Origin of the sequence: Mesorhizobium sp. M4B.F.Ca.ET.143.01.1.1 (assembly GCF_004792275.1) — a bacterium.
GTDB classification, from domain to species: domain Bacteria; phylum Pseudomonadota; class Alphaproteobacteria; order Rhizobiales; family Rhizobiaceae; genus Mesorhizobium; species Mesorhizobium abyssinicae.
On sequence record NZ_SRSR01000007.1, the window covers coordinates 265,531 to 287,904 of the forward strand.

General features: G+C 64.3%; 21 protein-coding genes, 1 tRNA gene and 1 riboswitch. Of the genes, 9 read left to right on the forward strand and 13 right to left on the reverse strand.

Going from position 1 to position 22,374, the window contains the following annotated elements:
• Positions 1 to 3: 3 nt before the first annotated feature.
• The gene (locus tag EN786_RS19490; RefSeq protein ID WP_127286065.1) at positions 4 to 756 is read right to left on the reverse strand and encodes a glycosyltransferase; all 753 of its coding nucleotides are present in this window, start codon (positions 754 to 756) and stop codon (positions 4 to 6) included.
• Positions 757 to 769: 13 nt separating this feature from the next.
• The gene (locus EN786_RS19495) at positions 770 to 1,783 is read right to left on the reverse strand and encodes a hypothetical protein (RefSeq protein ID WP_127286064.1); all 1,014 of its coding nucleotides are present in this window, start codon (positions 1,781 to 1,783) and stop codon (positions 770 to 772) included.
• A gap of 111 nt (positions 1,784 to 1,894) precedes the next feature.
• Here EN786_RS19495 and EN786_RS19500 point away from each other — a divergent pair.
• Positions 1,895 to 1,968, forward strand: a tRNA-Gly gene (locus EN786_RS19500).
• Between the two features lie 11 nt (positions 1,969 to 1,979).
• Here the strand turns inward: EN786_RS19500 and EN786_RS19505 are convergent.
• The 3 genes from EN786_RS19505 to EN786_RS19515 form a co-directional block, all read right to left on the reverse strand.
• Positions 1,980 to 2,480 (reverse strand): hypothetical protein, encoded by a 501-nt coding sequence (locus EN786_RS19505; protein WP_127286063.1) that lies wholly within the window; start codon positions 2,478 to 2,480, stop codon positions 1,980 to 1,982.
• Between the two features lie 133 nt (positions 2,481 to 2,613).
• Positions 2,614 to 3,201, reverse strand: a complete 588-nt coding sequence (locus EN786_RS19510) for a CatB-related O-acetyltransferase (RefSeq protein WP_127286062.1) — start codon at positions 3,199 to 3,201, stop codon at positions 2,614 to 2,616.
• Between the two features lie 153 nt (positions 3,202 to 3,354).
• Complete coding sequence (locus tag EN786_RS19515) at positions 3,355 to 4,344, reverse strand: LysR family transcriptional regulator (protein WP_127286061.1); 990 nt, start codon at positions 4,342 to 4,344, stop codon at positions 3,355 to 3,357.
• Between the two features lie 293 nt (positions 4,345 to 4,637).
• Between EN786_RS19515 and chvE the strand changes: the two genes are divergently transcribed.
• The 4 genes from chvE to araD1 all read left to right on the forward strand — a co-directional run bounded on the left by chvE (position 4,638) and on the right by araD1 (position 9,925).
• Positions 4,638 to 5,705, forward strand: a complete 1,068-nt coding sequence (gene chvE / locus EN786_RS19520) for a multiple monosaccharide ABC transporter substrate-binding protein (RefSeq protein WP_127286060.1) — start codon at positions 4,638 to 4,640, stop codon at positions 5,703 to 5,705.
• A 102-nt stretch (positions 5,706 to 5,807) separates the two neighbouring features.
• Entirely contained in the window at positions 5,808 to 7,343 is a 1,536-nt protein-coding gene (gene mmsA, locus EN786_RS19525; RefSeq protein WP_127286059.1) for a multiple monosaccharide ABC transporter ATP-binding protein, read from the forward strand.
• Positions 7,340 to 8,632: a multiple monosaccharide ABC transporter permease gene (gene mmsB / locus EN786_RS19530; protein WP_127309987.1), complete on the forward strand. Its 1,293-nt coding sequence runs from the start codon at positions 7,340 to 7,342 to the stop codon at positions 8,630 to 8,632. The genes mmsA and mmsB overlap by 4 nt, the downstream gene beginning before the upstream one ends.
• A 300-nt stretch (positions 8,633 to 8,932) precedes the next feature.
• Positions 8,933 to 9,925: an AraD1 family protein gene (araD1, locus tag EN786_RS19535; protein ID WP_127287257.1), complete on the forward strand. Its 993-nt coding sequence runs from the start codon at positions 8,933 to 8,935 to the stop codon at positions 9,923 to 9,925.
• Between the two features lie 198 nt (positions 9,926 to 10,123).
• Here the strand turns inward: araD1 and EN786_RS19540 are convergent, their stop codons facing one another.
• A complete protein-coding gene (locus tag EN786_RS19540) occupies positions 10,124 to 10,897 on the reverse strand; it encodes an ABC transporter substrate-binding protein (RefSeq protein WP_127309986.1) in 774 nt (257 codons plus the stop codon).
• A 91-nt stretch (positions 10,898 to 10,988) separates the two neighbouring features.
• Positions 10,989 to 12,083: a 2'-deoxycytidine 5'-triphosphate deaminase gene (locus tag EN786_RS19545; protein ID WP_127285229.1), complete on the reverse strand. Its 1,095-nt coding sequence runs from the start codon at positions 12,081 to 12,083 to the stop codon at positions 10,989 to 10,991.
• Between the two features lie 78 nt (positions 12,084 to 12,161).
• A riboswitch (SAM riboswitch) is annotated at positions 12,162 to 12,239 on the forward strand.
• A 58-nt stretch (positions 12,240 to 12,297) separates the two neighbouring features.
• Here EN786_RS19545 and EN786_RS19550 point away from each other — a divergent pair.
• Positions 12,298 to 13,485, forward strand: a complete 1,188-nt coding sequence (locus EN786_RS19550; RefSeq protein WP_127285230.1) for an O-succinylhomoserine sulfhydrylase — start codon at positions 12,298 to 12,300, stop codon at positions 13,483 to 13,485.
• A gap of 21 nt (positions 13,486 to 13,506) precedes the next feature.
• Here EN786_RS19550 and EN786_RS19555 read toward each other — a convergent pair whose 3' ends face one another.
• Complete coding sequence (locus tag EN786_RS19555) at positions 13,507 to 14,661, reverse strand: ceramide glucosyltransferase (RefSeq protein WP_127285231.1); 1,155 nt, start codon at positions 14,659 to 14,661, stop codon at positions 13,507 to 13,509.
• A 225-nt stretch (positions 14,662 to 14,886) separates the two neighbouring features.
• On the opposite strand from EN786_RS19555, the gene apaG reads away from it, so the two are divergent.
• Together apaG and EN786_RS19565 are read left to right on the forward strand one after the other, a co-directional pair.
• Positions 14,887 to 15,279 (forward strand): Co2+/Mg2+ efflux protein ApaG, encoded by a 393-nt coding sequence (gene apaG / locus EN786_RS19560; RefSeq protein ID WP_127285232.1) that lies wholly within the window; start codon positions 14,887 to 14,889, stop codon positions 15,277 to 15,279.
• A gap of 54 nt (positions 15,280 to 15,333) precedes the next feature.
• Complete coding sequence (locus EN786_RS19565; RefSeq protein ID WP_127285233.1) at positions 15,334 to 16,137, forward strand: alpha/beta hydrolase; 804 nt, start codon at positions 15,334 to 15,336, stop codon at positions 16,135 to 16,137.
• 76 nt (positions 16,138 to 16,213) lie between these two features.
• Here EN786_RS19565 and EN786_RS19570 read toward each other — a convergent pair whose 3' ends face one another.
• The 3 genes from EN786_RS19570 to EN786_RS19580 all read right to left on the reverse strand — a co-directional run bounded on the left by EN786_RS19570 (position 16,214) and on the right by EN786_RS19580 (position 19,455).
• The gene (locus tag EN786_RS19570) at positions 16,214 to 17,248 is read right to left on the reverse strand and encodes an Hsp33 family molecular chaperone (RefSeq protein WP_127285234.1); all 1,035 of its coding nucleotides are present in this window, start codon (positions 17,246 to 17,248) and stop codon (positions 16,214 to 16,216) included.
• Between the two features lie 78 nt (positions 17,249 to 17,326).
• Positions 17,327 to 18,238, reverse strand: a complete 912-nt coding sequence (gene argF / locus EN786_RS19575) for an ornithine carbamoyltransferase (RefSeq protein WP_127285235.1) — start codon at positions 18,236 to 18,238, stop codon at positions 17,327 to 17,329.
• A gap of 17 nt (positions 18,239 to 18,255) precedes the next feature.
• Complete coding sequence (locus tag EN786_RS19580) at positions 18,256 to 19,455, reverse strand: aspartate aminotransferase family protein (protein ID WP_127285236.1); 1,200 nt, start codon at positions 19,453 to 19,455, stop codon at positions 18,256 to 18,258.
• A 356-nt stretch (positions 19,456 to 19,811) separates the two neighbouring features.
• Between EN786_RS19580 and EN786_RS19585 the strand changes: the two genes are divergently transcribed.
• Positions 19,812 to 20,330 (forward strand): GcrA family cell cycle regulator, encoded by a 519-nt coding sequence (locus EN786_RS19585; RefSeq protein ID WP_126056595.1) that lies wholly within the window; start codon positions 19,812 to 19,814, stop codon positions 20,328 to 20,330.
• 112 nt (positions 20,331 to 20,442) lie between these two features.
• On the opposite strand, the gene EN786_RS19590 is transcribed toward EN786_RS19585, so the two are convergent.
• Positions 20,443 to 21,453 carry a magnesium and cobalt transport protein CorA gene (locus EN786_RS19590; protein ID WP_127285237.1) on the reverse strand — a complete coding sequence of 337 codons (1,011 nt, stop codon included), beginning with the start codon at positions 21,451 to 21,453 and terminating at the stop codon, positions 20,443 to 20,445.
• A 91-nt stretch (positions 21,454 to 21,544) separates the two neighbouring features.
• Positions 21,545 to 22,270, reverse strand: coding sequence for a phosphate signaling complex protein PhoU (phoU, locus tag EN786_RS19595; RefSeq protein ID WP_127285238.1), 726 nt, complete (start codon positions 22,268 to 22,270; stop codon positions 21,545 to 21,547).
• Positions 22,271 to 22,374 lie beyond the last annotated feature (104 nt).

Genomic DNA, 22,374 nt, shown 5'->3' on the forward strand with positions numbered 1-22,374 from the left:
CGCTCACCAAAACCGCCAGCGCAAGATGCGGGCCCATGGCGGCCGTTCGCGATAGACTTCCCGGTAGCGCCAGAGCCGGTTGTAGCGGTTGCCGCCGCCGATGCCGAGCTCCGACACCGGCCCGCCACCCCGCTTGCGCTTGATCGCCACCAGTTCCTTGCCGTGCCGAAGGCAATGGCTCGGCTTCTGCCCGGCTTGGCCTGGCGGCAGCGTCAACTTGACCGCTTCTCCGACGATGAGGTCCTCCGGATCGCAGGTCATGGCGATGGCCTTGCCGAACAGCGTCGGGCCGGTCGGGCACAAGGCGGTCGGGCCGTAATATTCGCGTTTGACATTGGCGCAGACCAGCTCGATGGCCTTGGCCATGGCCCTGTGGCGCATAGGGGCGGCGACCACGCCGAGGCTGGTGTCCCATGGCGTCGAGCTCAGGAAGTCGCGAAACACCGACAGGCGGCCCTGGTCGCGCGGAACGCCGCGCAGGAATTCATAGGAAAGGTCGGCGTAGACGCCGCCCCGTTCGTAGAGCAGGCAGTATTTGGCGAGGTCTGCCTTGTAGGTGTAGGGACGCAGGGTGCGGAAAGCCGACAGCACCTCGGCGTCGAAATGCGCCGCGATGAACTCACTCAATTCCGCTTCCCCGAACAGGACATGCTCCTCGCCCGGATGGGCGGCCTTGAACGAGCGGATGTTCTCGCTGACCCGTTCGGGAAGGTCAGCGCTCCGATCGTCGGTTATGAGAATGCTGAATAGCGGCATGAGCTCTCGATCGTCAGCGCGGGGTGAACGCCGTCAGTTTCTCCCAGTCGCGCCACTGGTGCGGCCAGCTTTGCAAATAGGGCAGATGCCGATCTGCAAACTCCTGCGCGGCGCCTTGGATCATCTCGGCCTTGTCCCGATGTCGGGCGAGATCGATCGGCCGCTCGACGACCACGTGCAGTTGGCCGGCGCTGTCGTCGCGCCCGACAAAGACCGGCAACAGCGGAGCGCCGGCGATCTTGGCCAGCCGGGGCGCACCGCTGGCCACTTCGATGCCCGATTCGCCTATTCGCGCCGTGACCAGCACTTCGCCCTCCCAGGCTCCGGCGGTTATTGAAACGAACTTGTTGGCGCGAAGCAACCGACGGGCCTCGTTCATGCTGGCAGCTGGGTCGGCGCGGTCGATGACGACGCGGCCGGCGGCGTATCTCAGCTCCGCGCCAATCCTGATCGGGTTCAGGAAGCGGATGCCGAAACGCGACTTGGTGAAGCCATGCTCTGGCCGGCTGACGTGAAACACCTCGAACCCGGCCCTGGCGAAGGCGATCTTCGCCGCCAGCGCATTGAAGCTGAAATGCGCGATCCACAGCACCGCGCCATGGCCTGCATTTTGCGCGGCTTCGAGATGCTCGATGCCTTGCAGCGCAATGGCCGGGTTCCACCCACCGAGCCGCTCGCGCATGATCTGTATGTGATGCTCGTGGCGCGTCGCGCGGACGCGGCGCAGATCGTCATCGCCGGCCAGTCCGAACGAACGAAGGGTCTGCAGGACCCCGCTGTCCTGTGCGGCGAACGATGCGCTCCCGAGCCGCTCCATGGACCGGCAAACCGCTTGCCATCCCCGCTCAGGAACAAGACAGGAAACAATCGCGAAGGCAGGAAGCTGCAGCAGGAATTTGAAATCTTCCGGCGCAAATATCTTCCTGGTCCCGGAGGCCCGTTTTCTCTTGCGTATGCTGAATTCCAAGCCGGGTCCCCACCCTCGCGCCGTGCTTGCGATGGCAGGTGAACAGCCGCCGATTCGCAAAGCGCACGCGCTTCTAGCACGCGCGGCGCCGGCGTCAAAAGCGCTGTTGTCGTCAGGGCGCGGCTTTGGCGATTGCCCGATGCCCGGCCCTCATGGTAACGAGGGCGCCGCGCGGGTATGATGTAATGGTAGCCTGTCAGCTTCCCAAGCTGAACGCGCGGGTTCGATTCCCGCTACCCGCTCCAGCAAAAATCAATCAGCTTGCATGAAACTTGCCATATCCCGCCGCGGGCCGCTGGCTGTTTGCCAGCACCCCGCACAGGGGCAGGTGCTTTGCCACCTCGTCGGCCTCCATCCGCACTATGGTGTGCGACAGGCCGCCGTGTTCCTCGATCCATTGCCGGACCCAGTCGGGATATTGCGAGATCAGATAGTTGGCGGCGGCCGCATTTTGCCGGCCGCCGACGCCGTAAGGCAGATGGAAGCCGAAGGAGGCACGCGGGCTTACGCAAAGCTGCTCGACGGGCAGCGACAGATAGAGCGTGCAGGCGCTGTCGCAGGCCCCTTCAAAGCTCACCTGCTCGTCGGCGGCGCGCAATTCGGCGACGTGCAGCGCGAAGCTTATGATCTGGCCACCGGGATTGTCGCCGACTGTCTCGGCCTTCGCGGGCAACGCCGCCAGGATGGCGGCGAAGAGCCCAACCGCCATGGTCTTCAACGTCCATCCAGGCTTTACGGGCGGCAGATCGGTTTTCATCCTGTGTTCTCGTTCTCGCGTTTGTCTCGCGGGCGTCTACGCTAGATCAGGATGGTTAACATTAGGCATCGCTCATCAATCTTCCGATCGGTGTGTTACACTCGCGCGAGCACGGTTCCCCGAGAGGGGCGCTCTACGGCGAGGGAGGCGCCAGGAAGCGCGCGACGAATTGTTCGGCCGGCAGGTCGAAGGCCGCCTTCTCCCGCATCAGCCTTTCGGTCGGCCAGTCCCACCAGCGGATTTTCTGCATGGCGGCGATCGTCTCGTCCGGGAACCGGTATTTGATGATCCTTGCCGGATTGCCGCCGACGATGGCGTAGGGCGGAACGTCCCTGGCCACCACGCTGCGGGCGGCAATCACGGCGCCGTCGCCGATGGTGACGCCGGACAGGACGATGGCGTCGGTGCCGATCCAGACATCATGGCCGAGCTTGATCGGGCCGTTCGTACGCAGATATTCGAAGGTCGACCTGGTCTTGAACAGCTGGTGCTGTAGCGCGTAGTTCGCCGCCGTGTCCGTTGGGTGGTTGGCCTGGCAGAAGAAGCGGACGCCGGGAGCGATCGCGCAGAACGAGCCGATTTCGACCGGCGACTGTTCGGTGCAGTTGAAGAACGAATGCCCGTCCAGGCTCTTGGAGTGGCGGCCGATCCTGGCATGCGCCGGAATTGCGTTTGGGTCGGCCTTCAGGCCGAGCAGGATTCGCAGTTTCTTGAAAGCCATCGCTGGAGAGCCCCCACCCCGACGCAACGTTGGAATCCGGGCCCGCGACTTGTAAAGGGTGGATTTTGGGTTTTGAACATGCGCGAGGGAGGATGGCGCCGTCGGCGGCCGGGGCGGGTCAGCCCAGCGCCGTAGCGACTGCGCCAGCGGCCGTCATCCCACTTCGCGCAGGATGAAATCGTGCAGCATCTTGGCTGCCGGCGACAGCACGCGGTTCTTCGCCGTGATCAGGCTGTAGGGCCGGACCTCGATGTCGAACTCGGTCTGGACGACGTCGATGGCGCCGGCCAGCCCGTCGGGATTCTGGATGAATTTCGCCACCTGGATCGACACCGGCGCGATGGCGTCGGACTGCGCCACCATGACCAGAGTGAGCAGCAGCGAGCTGGTGTTGAGGATGCGGTCCGGGAGCGCGATGTTGCGGTTCAGGAAATTGCTTTCCATCGCCTGGCGCAGCGGCGAGCCGCCGGACTGGAAGACCCAGTCGTAAGCGGCGGTCTCCTCGAGCCGCACCGCCTTGCCCTTGCTCAGCGGGTGGCCGCGACGCACGATCAGGCAGGCCTTCTCGACGCCGATGACGCGCGATTCGAACAGGCGCGGATTGAGGTCGTCGGGAATGCGCGCGATGATGAAGTCGTGGCGCGACGCGATCAACTCGCGTGCCAGCACATTCGAGGTCTCGACCTGCATGGTGATCTCGATGCGCGGATAGAGGCGGCGGATTTCGCGAATCGCCGGCACCGCCAGCTCGATCGCCGGCGCCGTCACCGCGCCCAGGAACACCGACCCGCCCTTGCCTGCCTTGAGCTCGGAGATCTCTCGGTCGGCCTCGCGCATCTCGAGCAGGATCGAGCGCGCGCGCCTGGCCAGCGCCTTGCCGTAAGGCGTCAACGTGATGCCGCGCGGCAGCCGCTCGCAAAGCTTGACGTCGAGCACCGCCTCCATCTCCGAAATCATGCGCGAGGCGGCCGGCTGTGAGATGTTCATCACCTGGGCGGCGGCGCTTACCCGGCCGTGATCGTCAAGCGCTGCGATCATGCGCATGTGGCGCAGGCTGAGCCCGCTGCGCAGAAGCGTTTCGCCGTCGCCCGGAAGTTCGTCGTAAGTGCCTGATACGCCATCAGGATTGCGCAGTGCCGCCATGCTTTGTCTCCGCTCCCGCGACGCCTTCGTCGACTTTCGCTATATACCAGTTTCGGTATAGCAACCATCAAAGATCGCATTTGACAGTTATGTCAAAGGGACACACCCTTCGCGCGTCCCGTGGCATGACGGTCGATGACGAGGGAGATCGTGTCGATCGAAATCAGCGTCGCGGGGCCGATTGGGAGGATACCGGAGATCGATAGACGACAGCAGCGCAGCTTGCGCTTCTGCTCGCCTGCGCGGCCCGCGAAGCCCCGAGGTGTCGCGTCCATCAACCAGGGAGAGTTACTGTGAAAATCATCAAGACACTGGCCGCCGTGGCGGCCCTTGGCATCGCGGCCATGACGCTGCCGGCGCATGCCGGCGAAGGCCTTGTCGGCGTGCTGATGCCGACCAAGACCTCGCAGCGCTGGATCAATGACGGCGACGCCGTCAAGTCGCAGCTCGAGGCTCTCGGCTACACCGTCGACCTGCAGTACGCGCAGGACGACATTCCGAACCAGCTCAGCCAGCTGGAAAACGAAATCACCAAGGGCCCGAAGGCGCTGATCATCGCCTCGATCGACGGCACCACCATGGCCGACGCGCTGCAGAAGGCCAACGACGCCGGCGTCGTCGTCGTCGCCTATGACCGCCTGATCAAGAAGACCGCCAACGTCGACTACTACACCACCTTCGACAATTTCGGCGTCGGCGTGATCCAGGCTAATTCCCTGGTCAAGGGTCTCAAGGAGCGCTTCCCGAACACCAAGCCGTGGAACGTCGAGCTGTTCGGCGGCTCGCCGGACGACAACAACGCCTTCTTCTTCTACAACGGCGCCATCTCCGTCCTGCAGCCGCTGATCGACGACGGCTCGATCAAGATCAAGTCCGGCCAGACCGGCATGGACAAGGTCGGCACGCTGCGCTGGCTCGCCGCCACCGCCCAGGCGCGCATGGACAACCTGCTCTCGGCCAACTACTCGGACGGCAGCCGCGTCGATGGCGTTCTGTCGCCCTATGACGGCCTGTCGCGCGGCATCACCGCCTCGCTGCGCGCCGTCGGCTACGGCACCGACGCTCAGCCCTGGCCGATCGTGACTGGCCAGGACGCCGAGACCGCCTCGGTCAAGCTGATTATCTCGGGCGAGCAGTACTCGACCGTGTTCAAGGACACCCGCGAACTGGCCAAGGCCACCGTGCAGCTGGTCGACAAGGTGCTCTCCGGCGGCAAGCCGGACGGCCTCGACGAAAAGACCTACAACAACGACGTCAAGGTCGTTCCCTCGATCCTGCTGACGCCGCATGACGTCGACAAGTCGAACTACCAGGCGCAGGTCGTCGATTCCGGCTACATCAAGGCCGACGAACTGAAGTAATTTCGGTTGCAAAGACAGGGGTCCTGCGCAACGCAGGGCCCCTTTTCGTTAACCAGCGGGACCGGTATTGTTTTTGCCGACCTGGTAGGAGTTTATTTCCCGATGACCTCGACGATTTTGGAGATGCGCGACATCACCAAGACGTTCCCCGGCGTGAAGGCGCTGTCGAACGTCAACCTCAGCGTCGAGGAAGGAGAGATCCACGCCATCGTCGGCGAGAACGGCGCCGGCAAATCGACCTTGATGAAGGTGCTGTCGGGGGTCTATCCGTCCGGCACCTATGAGGGCGACATCGTCTTTCGCGGCCAGGAATGCCACTTCAAGGGCATCCATGACAGCGAGCACATCGGCATCGTCATCATCCACCAGGAGCTCGCCCTGGTGCCGATGCTCTCGATCGCGGAGAACATCTTCCTCGGCAACGAGCACGCGACCTATGGCGTCATCGACTGGAACGCCAACGAGAAGCGCACCAAGGCGCTGCTCGACAAGGTCGGCCTCAAGGAAGACCCCAAGACGCTCATCACAAATATCGGCGTCGGCAAGCAGCAGCTGGTCGAGATCGCCAAGGCGCTGAGCAAAGAAGTGAAGTTGCTGATCCTCGACGAACCGACGGCTTCGCTCAGCGAAAAGGACAGCCAGGCGCTGCTCGACCTTCTGCTCGAGTTCAAGCGCCAGGGCATGACCTCGATCCTGATCTCTCACAAGCTGAACGAGGTGAACCGGGTCGCCGACAAGGTCACGGTGATCCGCGACGGACGCACCATCGAGACCTTGCCCAGGAAAGACATCAGCGAAGACCGCATCATCACCTCGATGGTCGGCCGCTCGCTCGACGACCGCTATCCGCCGCGCGAGCCGCAGATCGGCGAGGTCGTCTTCGAGGTCAAGGACTGGTCGGTCTACCATCCGATCCACGCCGAGCGGCAGGTGATCAAGAACGTCAACCTCAATGTGCGCAAGGGCGAAGTGGTCGGCATCGCGGGGCTGATGGGCGCCGGCCGCACCGAATTCGCGATGAGCCTGTTCGGGCGCTCCTATGGCCGGCACATCACCGGCGAGGTTTTGCTCGAAGGCAAGCCGATCGACATTTCGTCGGTGAGCAAGGCGGTGGAGAACCGCATCGCCTATGTCACCGAGGACCGCAAGACCTACGGTCTCAACCTGATCGACCATATCAAGCACAATGTGACTTTGGCCAATCTGGGCGGCGTCTCGAGCCGCGGCGTCATCGACGACATGCGCGAAATGAGCGTCGCCAACGACTATCGCAAGAAGACCAATATCCGCGCGTCCAGCGTCTATCAGCTGACCGGCAATCTTTCGGGCGGCAACCAGCAGAAGGTGGTGCTGTCGAAATGGCTGTTCGCGGACCCGGAACTGCTGATCCTCGACGAGCCGACGCGCGGCATCGACGTCGGCGCCAAGTACGAAATCTATACGATCATCGCCCGTCTCGCCGCCGAGGGTAAGGCGATCATCGTCATCTCGTCGGAAATGCCGGAGCTGCTCGGCATCACCGACCGCATCTATGTCATGAACGAAGGGCGAATGGTCGGCGAAATGGCGGCAAGCGACGCCAGCCAGGAAAAGATCATGCGCGCCATCGTTCGCGGAGAAGGAAAAAAAGCATCATGAGCACAGAAAGCGCTCCGGCGCCGCAGAGCGGCGCAGCCGAAGACGTCAAGCAGGGTCCGCGCATCGCCGTCTCGGCGCTGACGACGAACCTGCGCGAATACGGCCTGATCATCGCGCTGATCGTCATCATGCTGTTCTTCCAGTACACGACGTCGGGAACGTTGTTCAAACCGGTCAACCTCTCGAACCTTGTGCAGCAGAACTCGTTCATCATCGTGATGGCGCTGGGCATGCTCTTGGTCATCGTGTCCGGCCACATCGACCTCAGCGTCGGTTCGGTGGCGGGCTTCATCGGGGCGCTGGCGGCGATGATGATGGTCATCTGGCCGCTCGGCCCGCTCAGCAATCCGCTGGTGGTGTCAATCGTCTGCCTGATCGTCGGCGGCGCCATAGGCGCAGCACAAGGCTACTGGATCGCCTATCACCGGATACCGAGCTTCATCGTGACGCTGGCGGGCATGCTGATCTTCCGCGGCATCTGCCAGGCGCTGCTGGGCGGCGGCTCCTCGGTCGGCCCGCTTCCCGACAGCTTCAAGGCGTTGAGCTCGGGCTTCATTCCGGACGTGATCGGCCCGCTGACGCTGATCCCGCCGACGGTGAATGCCGCCGGCAAGACCATCCTCGGCAGCGGCCTTACGCTGCACATGACGACGATCGTGCTCGGACTGATCGCGGTGCTCGCCTATGCCTATTTCGGGCTGCGGGCCCGCCGCAAGCGTGAGCGCCACGGCTATGAGGCCGAGCCCTTCCCGCTGTTCGTCATCAAGACGCTGGTCGGCAGCGCGCTGGCGCTGTTCCTGGTCGTCCAGTTCGCGAGCTACAGGGGCCTGCCGGTGGTGCTGCTGGTGATGGGCGTGCTGATCTCGCTGTTCGTCTTCGTCACCAAGCGCATGACCATCGGCCGCCGCATCTATGCGATGGGCGGCAACGCCAAGGCGGCGCAGCTCTCGGGCATCAACACCGAGCGGCTGACGCTGCTGGTGTTCATCAACATGGGCGTGCTGTCGGCGCTCGGCGGCCTGATCATCGCGGCGCGCCTCGGCCAGGCGGTGCCCGCCGCCGGCCTCGGCAGCGAGCTCGACGTCATCGCGGCCGTCTTCATCGGCGGCGCCTCGGCGATGGGTGGCGTCGGACAGGTCATCGGCGCCGTGGTCGGCGGCTTCATCATGGGCGTCATGAACAACGGCATGTCGATCATGGGCGTCAATGTCGACTGGCAGCAGGTGGTCAAGGGCCTGGTGCTGCTCGGCGCCGTGATCTTCGACGTCTACAACAAGAACAAGGCCTGACAGGAGCAATTCCGGGAAAAGCGCATAGCGGTTTTCCCTCGGGATTGCGCAGAGACAAAATATTGGGAGCGGGTCGGCAGCTCAAGGCCGGACCGCTCCAGGCGAGGAAGGCAGGAGGCATACGGGTCTAGATCGCGATGCTGCCGGCAACCCGCCGGCGCCAAGAAGTCCCTGAGGACCGGGGCTCGCGAGCGCAATCCGGACGAACAGTTTCAACCGTGGCGCGGAACCGTTCCGGGCCGCGACGGTCAAGGTCTGCCGATCGGCGGCCGGGCCAAGGCAAAAGAGAGAGGGTTCATCATGCTGATCTCCCAGATCCTCGACGACGCCGAGACGATCCGCGTCGTCGCCCGCAACGGCGGCAAGACCCGGATCATCAACGGCGCTCGCAGCGTCTATTCGCTGGCGATGGAGGCGGCGCGCACCGGCACCGGCCTCGTGGCGCTGATCGAGCGCAAGGGTCTTGGCGAAACCATCGACCTCGACGCCGCCTACAAGAAAGGCCGGGTGGTGTCGCCGATCAATCATCCGGATCCGGCGCATCTGCATCTCACCGGCACCGGCCTGACGCATCTCGGCTCCGCCGCGACCCGCGATTCCATGCACAAGAAGCTGAGCAGCGACGGCGCGGAGCAGCTCACCGATTCCATGAAGATGTTCCGCATGGGACTGGAAGGCGGCAAGCCGGCGAAAGGCCAGGTCGGCGTGCAGCCGGAATGGTTCTACAAGGGCAACGGCACGATGGCGGTGGCGCCGGGCGCCGCGCTGATGTCGCCCGCCTTCGCGCAGGACGCCGGCGAGGAGCCGGAGATCGCCGGCATCTACGTCATCGGCGACGACGGCGCGCCGTTCCGCGTCGGCTTCACTTTGTCGAACGAATTTTCCGACCACGTCACCGAACGCGTGAACTACCTGTTCCTCGCGCACTCCAAGCTGCGCAACGCCTCGTTCGGACCGGAGATCCTGATCGGCGACCTGCCGGCGGACATCAGGGGCTCATCGCGCATCTGGCGCGACGGCAAGCTGCTCTGGGAAAAGCCGTTCCTGTCGGGCGAGGCGAACATGTCGCACACCATCGCCAATCTCGAGCATCACCACTTCAAATACTCGGCCTTCCGCCAGCCGGGCGACGTGCATGTGCACATGTTCGGCACCGCGACGCTCTCCTTCGCCGACGGCGTCAAGACCGAGGCGGGCGATACTTTCGAGATCGAGGCGAGCGATTTCGGCCTGCCGCTGCGCAACCCGCTGGAAATCGAGAAGCCGGTGAAGGTGGCGGTGAAGGCGCTTTGAGGTGAAAGCGTGATCTCCCCCCTCGTGGGGGAGATGGCCGGCAGGCCAGTGGGGCGCTGTCCCGCCAGCGTTCGCAATCCAACCGGCTCTGCCTGCGGACTGTCTTCTTGGATACAGCAGAGGTTGGCGATCCTTCGCGCCCCCTCTGCCCTGCCGGGCATCTCCCCCACAAGGGGGGAGATTGGCAGCTTCAGCCGCTCAATAGATATCGAAGTCGAAATACTTGGCCTGGATCTTCTTGTAGGTGCCGTCGGCGACGATGGCGTCTATCGCCGCGTTGAGCTTGTCGCGCAGCGCAGTGTCCTCGAGGCGCACGGCGATGCCGGCTTCCGTCTCGGTGCCCTTGACGTCGCCGACCAGCTTGCAGCAGCCGTCGCTCGACTTCTTCAGCCAGTCCACCAGCACGAACTTGTCGGAGATGACGGCATCGAGCCGGCCGTTCTGGAGATCGGTGATCGCCTCTTCCTGGGTCGGATAGAGCTTGGCTTCGGCGCCGGCCTTGCCGTAGACGTCCTGGGCGAAGTCGGCCTGGGTGGTCGATGCCTGGGCGCCCACCGTCTTGCCGGCGAGCGCCGCCGGGTCGGTCGAGGTCAGTTCGCTGTCCTTCGGCGCGACCAGCGCAAGCGGCGTCGTATAGTATTTGTGGGTGAAGGCGACCTGCTTCTTGCGTTCCTCGGTGATGCTCATCGAGGCGATGATGGCGTCGAATTTCTTGGCCTGGAGGGCCGGAATGATGCCATCCCAGTCCTGGGTGACGATCTCGCATTCGACCTTCATCTGCGCGCACAGCGCATTGGCGATGTCGATGTCGAAGCCCTCGACCTTGCCGTCGGGCGTGATGGTGTTGAACGGCGGATAGGCGCCCTCGGTGCCGATCTTGATCTTTTCGGCGGCCTGCGCCGACAAGGCGCCGGCGCCGAGCGTCAGCATGGCGGCAGCGGCTGCCGATAGGATCCATCTGGATATCTGCATTTTCGTCTCCCTCTGTCAGGTTCTGGACCGGTGGCGCCAGCCAAGCATGGCGCGCGGGACCGGGCAAGCGGAGTCTGACGCGGGCGACGGGTCAGCGCGCGGCGCGGAAATGCTTGGAGAGCTTCAAGCCCTGCGCCTGGTAGTTGGAGCCAAGGTCGGTGCCGTAAAGCGCCTGCGGCCGCTTCAGCATGTGCTCGTAGACCAGCCGCCCGACGATCTGGCCGTGATCGAGGATGAACGGCACCTCGTGGCTGCGCACTTCGAGCACCGCCCGGCTGCCGGTGCCGCCGGCCGCCGAATGGCCGAAGCCCGGATCGAAGAAGCCGGCATAGTGGACGCGGAATTCGCCGACCAGCGGATCGAAGGGCGTCATCTCGGCGGCGTAGAGCGGCGGCACATGCACCGCCTCGCGGCTGACCAGGATGTAGAACTCATCGGGATCGAGCACCAGCTCGCCGGCGCCGCTCTTGTAAAGCGGCTCCCAGTAGTCGACGACGTCCTGCGCGGCGCGCTTGTCGACATCGACGAGGCCGGTGTGATGCTTGCCGCGATAGCCGACCAGCCCGTCCTTGTCGCCATCGAGATCGATCGACAGCGCGATGCCGCCGCCGGAAATGTTGGGCGGCTCGGTGGCAACCAGCATCTCGGCATGGTGGAGATCGCGCAACTCGCTTTCCGACAGCAGCGCATTGCCGGTGCGGAAGCGTATCTGCGACAGGCGCGAGCCGGCGCGCACGACAATCGGAAAGGTGCGCGGGCTGACTTCGAGATAGAGCGGGCCATGATAGCCGGCGGCGATCTTGTCGAACTCGTGGCCGCGATCGGTCATCACCCGGGTGAAGATGTCCAGCCGCCCGGTCGAGCTCTTCGGATTGGCCGAAGCGGACACGTTCGAGGGCAATGCCAGGCCTTCCAGCAGCGGCACGATGTAGACGCAGCCCGTCTCCAGCACAGCACCGTCGACGAGATTGATCTCGTGCAGCTTCAGCCGGTCGAGCTTGTCGGCCACCAGATGATCGGGGCCGGGCAGGAAGGAGGCGCGCACGCGGAACGCCTTGTCGCCCAGCCTGAGGTCGAGGCTGGCCGGCTGGATCTGGTCGGCATCGAGCACGCGCGGCGACTTCAGCGCGCCGGACTGGAACAGCGCGGAAATGTCCTGATCGGGAAGAATGCCTGTCTGCCGCAAGGCTCCGCTCCAAGGCCGCTGGTACAAACCTCTTAATGAAGCCGGCAATTGACGCAAGCGCGGCGCGGGTCTAAAGGGTCGTTATCCCGTGGTGATTTGGCCGGTCGGCTTGCAGCCACGTTAAACAAGTCGCTAAAGGACCGTCGGGCCGCAAGGCCGTATGGACCGGTTGCGACTTTTCGCGGCCGGTTTTTTTGTATCTGGAAGTAGAGCGATGACCAAGAAGCGTGACTGGAAGCCTCAGACGGCACTCGTGCATGGCGGAACGCTGCGTTCCGGCTTCGGCGAGACATCAGAAGCGATGTATCTCACCCAGGGCTATGTCTACGAGACGGCGCAGGCCGCCGAAGCCCGCTTCAAGGGCGAGGAGCCGGGCTTCATCTACTCGCGCTACGCCAATCCCACGGTCGACATGTTCGAAAAGCGCATGTGCGCCCTGGAAGACGCCGAGGACGCTCGCGCCACGGCCTCCGGCATGGCGGCGGTGAGCGCCGCGCTGCTGTGCAGCGCCAGGGCGGGCGACCATATCGTGGCGGCGCGCGCGCTGTTCGGCTCCTGTCGCTGGGTGGTCGAAACGCTGGCGCCGAAATACGGCATCGAGGCGACGCTGGTCGACGGCACCGATATCGCCAACTGGGAAAAGGCGGTGCGGCCGAACACCAAGCTGTTCTTCCTGGAAAGCCCGACCAACCCGACGCTGGAAGTGGTCGACATCGCCGCTGTCGCCGCGCTCGCCAATTCGATCGGCGCCAGACTGATCGTCGACAACGTCTTCGCCACGCCGCTGCAGCAGAAGCCGTTGCAGCTCGGCGCCCACATCGTCGTCTATTCGGCGACCAAGCACATAGACGGACAGGGGCGCTGCCTCGGCGGCATCATCCTGTCGGACAAGAAGTGGATCGACGAGAACCTGCACGACTACTTCCGCCACACCGGGCCGAGCCTGTCGCCGTTCAATGCCTGGACGCTGCTCAAGGGCCTGGAGACGCTGCCGTTGCGCGTGCGCCAGCAGACGGAGAGCGCCGGCAAGATCGCCGACTTCCTCGCCGAACGGCCGGAGATCGCCCGCGTCATCTATCCGGGCCGCGCCGACCATCCGCAGGCCGAGATCGTCAGGAAGCAGATGTCGGGCGGCTCGACGCTGATCTGCCTCGACGTCAAGGGCGGCAAGCAGGCGGCCTTCGCCTTCCAGAACGCGCTCGACATCGTGCTGATCTCCAACAATCTCGGCGACGCCAAGAGCCTGATCACCCATCCGGCGACGACCACGCACAAGAACCTCAGCGACGAGGCGCGCGCCGAGCTCGGCATCGGCCCGGGCACGCTCAGGCTCTCCGTCGGCCTGGAGGACACGGACGACCTGCTTGCCGATGTCGAGCAGGCGCTGAAGGCGGCGAAATAGGGGACCTGGGCGAAGGCCCGGTCAGGCGCTCGAGGGCGTCTCTTCCAGTTCGGCCACCTTGGTGCCGATGGTCATGGCGTTGCCGCGCCAGTCGACGGCGCCGCCCAGCCAGCCGCGCGCCCATATCACCGGCAGCATCGCGTCGCGCACGATCATCGCCGCGACCGTGCGCGGCGACAGGTGCCAGCCGTTGGCCCATGCGAGGGCGCATTCCGGCAGGTAGGCGAGTGCCAGCACGCAAAGCGTTGTGGCCGGCAGGCTGATGCCCAATTGGGCCGCCGCTACCAGTGCCAGGACAAGCGGCACCGCCGCACCGGTCAGGATTTCGGGCGCGAAGAACAGCGGGAAGGTGACGCGGCGCAGCCGCGCCCAGCGCGCCTGGCGCGACCAGATCTCGCCAAGCCTGCGCTCGCCGAGCGGCTGCTCGAAGGGCGAGGCGACGAGATGGACGCGAAGGCCGATGCCGTTGACCAGCTTGGTCGCCGCGGCGTCCTCGGCGATCTCTGCGGCAAGCGCGCGGATGCCGCCATTGGCGTCGAGCATGGGCTTGTTCCACAGCATGCTCTTGCCCTGGGCGAAGCCGAGGCCAAGCGCCTCGCCGGCATATTGCCAGCGCGCCTGCAGCGTGTTGAGGAAGGCGCATTCGACCTCGGCCCAGAAGCCGTCCGGCCGCGAGCCGACCGGCGTCGAGCAGACGAGGCCGGTATCGGACCTCCACGCGGCCATCAGCTTATGGATATAGTCGCGCGGCATCAGCACGTTGGAATCGGCGAGGATCACCCAGTGGTGGCGCGCCGCCTCCCAGCCCTTGACGCAATTGTTCAGCTTCGGATTGGCGCTGACGCGGTCGTCGCCGACCAGCAGCCGGGCCGGCACCTTGGGAAACCGGGCAATTGCCCTGTTTATCAGCTTGACCACCGGATCGTCGGCATGGGCGACGCAGAAGATCAGCTCGTAGCGCGGCCCGTCGAGCGAGAAGGCGCGCTGCAGCGTCTCCTCGGCAAACGGCTCGATGCCGCGCGAGGGGATGACGATCGACACCGGCGGCGTCCTGCCCGCGGGCGCGGCCATGCCGCGCGGCGGCTTCAGCCGGCGCGCAGCAAGCAGGATGCTGGCGAGATTTGAGAGAAGCAGGGCTATGGAAAGCAGGGCGGCGGCCATGGCGATCAGTTCCATCGAGATCTGGTCACTCCGGAAAAGCCGGCCAGGAGATGGCCATTTTGAACAGGTCGACAGAGCGCTTGAGTCGCCCAGCACGGTCCGTGCACACCATCATTGTCGTGTGTCACTTAAATGACATTGTTTGCCGGCACGTGCGCATAAGGCGGAAGGGACAGGCGTCACGCATCGTTGACCCGACAGCGGAGTGCGCCGAAAGTTCCCGAATTGTTGGGGTAGCTCATGTATCGCGCCGTCACGCGCAACATCGAAGTTCAGGTGAGGCCGTTCTATCTGGAGGATCGCTCCGATCCTTCGGAGAACCGCTATGTCTGGGGCTACCAGGTGACAATCGACAACCGCTCGGACGAATTCGTGCAGCTGCTCTCGCGCTACTGGCACATCACCGACGGCAGCGGCCGGGTGGAGGAGGTGCGCGGCGCCGGCGTCGTCGGCGACCAGCCCGAACTCAATCCCGGCGACAGCTACCAGTACACCTCGGGCTGCCCGCTCTCGACGCCGTCGGGCATCATGGTCGGCCACTATACGATGCGCAACAAGCGCGGCGAGACGTTCAATGTCGCCATCCCCGCCTTCTCTCTCGACCTGCCGGGCACGCGGCGGACGGTGAACTAGTGGCCGCGTACGCTTGGCCGCCACTGCCCCAACCGCACGCCAGGCAGCGGCTTGATGGACAGAATTGAAACAGGGTTGTTTCTGGGCCGGCTGCCGTTCGCAAGAGTTGGACAAGGACCGGAAAGTCTTCTCATCATCAACGGCGGTCAGGGGTTCATGATGAAACCCCGGCCATCAAGACTGGAGAAGGATGCCGGACGGCTCATCCGTATCCTTCCACCCAACACGAGCTTCGTGCTGATTGGCTACGATCCCGCTCCAAAAGCCGATCCTTCGCTCGAGGGCATGGCCAGAGACATCGCGGAGATCATCGACGCCGACTTCAAGAAGCCAGCGAGCCTGATGGGTATTTCCTATGGCGGCGTTGTCGCCACGCAGGTGGCCGCGCGGTACCCGGACCTTGTAGGCAAGCTGATCCTGCTGGCGAGCGCGCATGGCTTTTCGGCCGATGGAAAAAGGCGGCTCAGGAAACAGATCCAATTCGCACAGGCCGGACAATTTCACGCTTTGCTGAAGGAATTCACGACGGTGTTCCGGCGACCCTGGTTGAACCTTCTTTTGCGTCTTCGACTGAGGTTCGAAGCACGCAGCCTGGTTGCGCGGATGGGGGCGCCGAGCACGATCGTCCGCTATCTCGAAGCAATGCTCGACGACGATGTGACGGAAGAAGACCTCCGCAACATCTCGGCGAGGACTCTGATCCTCGGCGGTGAAAGGGACCAGTTCTTCGGCGGGATGATGGAAGCCACCGCGAGCGCGATCAGCGGCGCGAAGCTCATGGTGCTCGGAAACGAAACCCACATGGCTCCCGTCGAACGAGCCTCGGATGTCCGCAGGCACCTCCAGGAATTCATTTGACGCGGAGATCGGTGCGGCGCCTAGAGCGCGTCGCGCTGAAATAGATCAGGCGACGCGCTTGGTCTGGAAAGTGACCCTATTGAGCCGCGGCGAACTCTGCCGGGTCGAAGTCGTACTGCGTCGAGCAGAACTCGCAGGCGACATGGATGCCGCCCTCCTCGGTGCTGTCCTTGATCTCCTGGGCGGAGAAGCCGGCGAGGATGCCGCGGATCTTCTCGCGCGAGCACGAGCACTGGTCGGCAACCGGCACGCCGCCGAAGACGCGCACGCCGTGTTCGTGGAACAGCCGGTAGAGAAGGCGTTCGGCACCGACAGTCGGATCGATCAGCTCGGTCGGCTCGATGGTGCCGAGCAGCGCGAGCAATTCCTGCCAGGAATTGTCGGCCGGCTCATGGACCGCTTCGCGCGGATCGCCGTCGCCGCCGGAAATGTCCGGCACGCGCATGCGTTCCGGCGCCTTCGGCAGGAACTGCGCCAGAAGGCCGCCGGCGCGCCATTGCTCGCGGGCGCCACCGGGACCGGGCGTAACCAGCTTGGCCACCGACAGCCTGATGTCGGTCGGGATCTGCTCCGACTGGCGGAAATAGGTGCGCGCGGCCTCCTCCAGTGAGGAGCCGTCGAGCTGGACGATGCCCTGATAGCGCTGCGTGTGAACGCCCTGATCGATGGTCAGCGCCAGCACGCCGTTGCCGAGCAGCGTCTGCTGCGAGACCTCGCCGGCGGCGGCCAGCGCCTGCAACCGGTCGGCATCGAAGCGCGCATAGCCGCGCAGCGCATGCGGGGTTGAGAAATCTGCCACCAGCATGTCGACCGGCCCGTCGGTGCGGGTCTGCAGGATGAACTTGCCCTCGAACTTGAGCGAGGTGCCGAGCAAAACCGTCAGCACGCAGGCTTCCGCCAGCAGGCGCGCGACCGGCTCGGGATAGTCGTGGCGGGCAAGAATGGCGTCGAGCATCGGCCCGAGCTGCACGGTGCGGCCGCGCACGTCGAGCGGCGCGACCTCGAAGGGCACGACGTGATCGTCGCCGGCGTAGCCGAATTCGCCGAGTTGCGGGTGATGTTCAGTCACTTGACGGGTTTCCAACATGACAAAGCTCCGGGGCGCGGCCATGCCACCCTTTGGGGTGCATGCGTCCAAACGCGCTCGATTTGCGTGATGCGCCGCAGATAGGCATCACACCTCCGGAGATCAAGCTCCCAGACACCAGGCCAAAACCGCCTTCTGGGCATGCAGGCGGTTCTCGGCCTCGTCGAACACCACCGAATGCGGCCCGTCGATGACCTCGTCGGTCACCTCCTCGCCGCGATGCGCCGGCAGGCAGTGCATGAACAGCGCGTCCGGCTTTGCCTTCGCCATCAGCGCCGCATTGACCTGATAGGGCAGGAAGACGTTGTGGCCGCGCGCGCGATGTTCCTGGCCCATCGACACCCAGCAGTCGGTGACGACGCAGTCGGCCTGATGGACGGCCTCCTCGGCCGAGCGGGTGAAGTTGAGCTTGCCGCCATTGGCCTTCGACCAGCCGATGTGCTTCTCGTCCGGCTCGCTGCCTTCCGGCACCGCGACGTTGAGGTTGAAGCGGAAACGCGCCGAGGCTTCGAGCAGCGAATGCAGCACATTGTTGCCGTCGCCTGTCCAGGCGAAGGTCTTGCCGGCCACCGGACCGCGATGCTCCTCGAAGGTCATGATGTCGGCCATCAGCTGGCACGGATGGGTGTCGTCGGTCAGCCCGTTGATGACCGGAACGGTGGCGTTCTCGGTCAGCTCCAGCAGCCGCTCATGCGAGGTGGTGCGGATCATGATGGCGTCGACATAGCGCGACAGCACCTTGGCGGTGTCGGCGATGGTCTCGGAGCGGCCGAGCTGCATCTCGGTGCCGGTCAGCATGATGGTCTCGCCGCCGAGCTGGCGCATGCCGACGTCGAAGGACACGCGCGTGCGGGTCGAGGGCTTGTCGAAGATCATCGCCAGCACCTTGCCCTCGAGCGGCTTGGTGTGCTCGCCGGCCTTGAGCCTGGCCTTTCGCACCATCGCGTCGTCCAGCATGACGCGCAAATCGCCTTCGGAAACGGCGGACAGGTCGGTAAAATGGCGAACGGACATCGGCAATGGTTCCGGAACTACTTCGCGGCGGCCGAGGCGATGGCATCCGCCAGGCCCTGGGCGCCGGCGCGGATGCGGTCGAGCGCTTCGCCGATCTCGGCATCGGTGACGGTGAGGGGCGGCAGCAGGCGAATGACGTTGTCGCCGGCCGGAACTGCGAGCAGATGCTGGTCTCGCAGCGCCATGTTGACCTTGGTGTTGGGCATCACGCATTTGAGGCCGAGCATCAGGCCAGTTCCCCTGATGCCTTCGAGGACCTCGGGGAACTCGTCGGCGACGCCGGCCAATCCCTGCTTCAGGAGCAGTGCCTTGCGCTGGACATCCTCGAGGAAGCCTTCCTCCAGCACCACGTCGAGCACCGCGTTGCCGACCGCCATCGCCAGCGGATTGCCGCCGAAGGTGGTGCCGTGCACGCCGGCGGTCATGCCGACCGCAGCCTCGTCGGTGGCGAGGCACGCGCCCAACGGGAAGCCGGCGCCGATGCCCTTGGCGATCGCCATCAGGTCCGGGGTGACGCCGGACCATTCATGCGCAAACAGCTTGCCGGTGCGGCCGATGCCGCACTGGACCTCGTCGAAGATCAGAAGCAGGCCATGCTGGTCGCAAAGCTGCCGCAGCCGCTTCAGCGACTGCGTCGGCACCGGGCGGATACCGCCCTCGCCCTGCACCGGCTCGATCAGGATGGCGGCCGTCTCCGGCGTGATCGCCTTCTCGGCCGCGTCGATGTCGTCGAAGCCGACCTGGTCGAAGCCTTCGACCTTGGGGCCGAAGCCTTCCAGATATTTATACTGGCCGCCGGCGGCGATCGTCGCCAGCGTGCGGCCGTGGAAGGCGCCTTCGAAGGTGACGATGCGGAAACGCTCGGGATGGCCCTTGACGAAATGGTAGCGCCGCGCCGTCTTGATGGCGCATTCCAGCGCCTCGGCGCCCGAATTGGTGAAGAACACCTTGTCGGCAAAGGTCGCCTCGACGAGCCGCTCGCCGAGCCGGCGCTGCTCCGGAATCTCGTAGAGGTTGGAGACATGCCAGAGCTTCGCCGCCTGCTCGGTCAGCGCGGCAACCAGATGCGGATGGCTGTGGCCAAGTGAATTGACGGCGATGCCGCCGGCGAAATCGAGATATCGCTCGCCCTTGTCGGTGACCAGCCAGGTCCCCTCCCCGCGGTCGAAGGCCAGGGGTGCGCGAGCAAAGGTCTCGTAAAGCGCCGAACCGCTCATTATATGCGTCTCCGGAACCGGAAAATCAAAAAAGCCGCCAAAGCGGCGGCCTTTGCGGCTTATCGTGTTTTTCGGCCATGAAGTCAACGAAAACGTCGCGCATAGGCGCGCGGCACGCCCCCGACGGGATGCCGGTACATAAGCAGCCGGCAAGTTGGGGAAAACCGGAAAAACCGATTCGTGTTGCCCTGGGGACTCTTGTCACCGAGTCAGCGCATGAGGTATTTGTAGTCGAGAAATAACTAGATTTCGTGCGGCGGACCTAATCACCCGATATATGTGGTGTTGTCTGCCCGGCGGGAGCCGGGACGGGAAGGGATTCCGATCGCCGCACGCCTCAGCAGGAGCGCGGTCTCATGAACTGGACTGACGAGCGGGTAGAACTTCTCAGGAAACTGTGGTCGGAAGGGCTGAGCGCCAGCCAGATTGCCGCACAGCTTGGGGGCGTCAGCCGCAACGCGGTCATCGGCAAGGTGCATCGCCTGAAGCTGTCGGGCCGCGGCCGCGCGACGGCAAGCCCGGCGCGCCAGAAGAAGACCGTGCAGGGATCGTCCATCCAGAAATCGGTATCGCGGGCGGCGACCGCCACGCGCCACGTCACCACCTCGATCGGCGCGACCGCGCTGCAGGCGCAGTTCGACGCCGAGCCGGTGGCGCGGCACTATATCCGACCGGTGGAAAACGTGGTCGTGCCGATCTCGCGGCACCTGCAGCTGGTCGAGCTGACCGAGCGCACCTGCAAATGGCCGAATGGCGACCCGCTGTCGGAAGACTTCAACTTCTGCGGCAACGACGCCGCCGAGACCGGCCCGTACTGCAAATACCACTCCCGCGTCGCGTTCCAGCCGGCGGCGGAGCGGCGCAGAAGCCGCTGAGCGAATAGCGAATAGCGAATAGCGAATAGGAACGGCTTGGCTTCCGTGACAGGGAGCAAGCCGTTTTCGGTGTTCTCTATTCGCTACTTCCTGTTCGCTGTTCGCTCTGCCTTCACAGCCATCCATTCTTCCTGAACCGCCAGTACAGGAACGAGCAGATCAGCGCGATCGCAACCAGCACGGTCGGGTAGCCATACTCCATATGCAGTTCCGGCATGTCGTTGAAATTCATGCCGTAGATGCCGGCGAAGGCCGTCGGCACCGCCAGGATGGCGGCCCAGGAGGCGAGTTTTTTCGAGATCGCCGTTTCCTGGCTCTGGCCGACCAGAAGACTGGCTTCGAATGCGAAGGCCAGCACCTCGCGCAGGCTGTCGATCTTTTCCTGGACCGTGCGGATATGGTCGGTCACGTCGCGGAACAGCGGGTGCATCGAAGCATTGATCTGCGGCAGATCGGCGCTGGTCAGCCGGCGGCAGACCTCGACCAGCGGCAGAGCCGCGTTGCGCAGCCGCAGGAGATCGCGGCGCAGCATATAGAGCCGCTCGATGTCGGAGCCGGTCATCGGCCTCAGCAGGACCTTGTCCTCGATCGCCTCGACCTCGTCCTCGATCTGCTCCAGCACCGGCATGTAGTTGTCGACGATGAAGTCGAGAATGGCATAGAGGACGAAATCCTCGCCTTTGGCGAGCGAATGCGGGCAGGTTTCCCAATGCTGACGGACCGCGGCATAGGATGTCGAGGGTCCATGCCTGACGCTGACGATGTAGCCGGCGCCGACGAACAGATGCGTCTCGCCGAAGGTGACGCGGCCGTCGATGAGCTGGGCGGTGCGCGCGACGATGAACAGGGCATCGCCATATTGCTCGATCTTCGGCCGCTGATGCGGATGCTCGGCATCCTCGATCGCCAGATCATGCAGATGGAACTGCGCCTGGACGCGCAGCAGAAGATTGCGGTCCGGCTCCAGAAGTCCGATCCAGACGACATGGTCCGGCTTCTTGGCCCAGTCGCCGGCCTCCTCGATCGGAATGTCCGCGACGCGGCGGCCGGCCGTATAGACGCTTGACGCGATAATGCCGGACGTCGGCGCAGGAGCCGGCGTGAGGTTCCGAACGTTTTCCATGGCAACCTCCTGAGGCACGGCCACTGAGCAGGATTCAGGAACGTTCGCGGGAGCTTAGCCTAAATTAGCGCGGTGTTCGAGAGGCGGCCGTTCACTTCACCGGCAGCGTGCCGGGAAGCACGATCTTGTCCGTCTTGTCGCCCTTCGGCCGCTCAGCCGGCATCTGGTCGCCGGTGACGATGTAGTAGATGGTCTCGGCGATGTTGGTGGCGTGGTCGCCGATGCGTTCGATGTTCTTGGCGCAGAACAAAAGATGCGTGCAGGGCGTGATGTTGCGCGGATCTTCCATCATGTAGGTCAAAAGCTCGCGAAACAGCGAGGTGTACATGGCGTCGATCTGGTCGTCGCGGTCACGCACGAAGCCGATCTTCTCCACCGAGCGCGAGGCATAGACGTCGAGCACTTCCTTGAGTTGCGTCAAGGCGAGGTCGGCGAGCGCCTCGAGGCCGCGGAACAGGCTGGTCGGCTGGCGCCCGTCGATGACGGCAGCCACGCGCTTGGCGACATTCTTGCCGAGGTCGCCGACGCGCTCGATGTCGGCCGATATGCGGATCGCGCCGACGATCTCGCGCAGGTCCGTTGCCATCGGCTGACGCTTGGCGATGATGACGATCGCCTTGTCGTCGATCTCGCGCTGCCCTTCATCGAGGACCTGATCGTCCCGGATGACCTTCTGGGCGAGGCCGGGATCGGCATTGACCAAGGCGGTGATCGCCTGCTCGACCATGCGCTCGGCATGTCCACCCATCGCAGCGATCCGCTTCGACAGGTATTTCAGCTCTTCGTCATAGGCGCTGACGATGTGCACGGACTGCATAGACGAAATGCCTTCCCCATGGTCTTGCGACCGAGTCGTTTCCTCGAATCCTGCGCTGATACGCTAGCCGGATGACAGAAAAAAGAAATGGCCGGTTAGTAGAT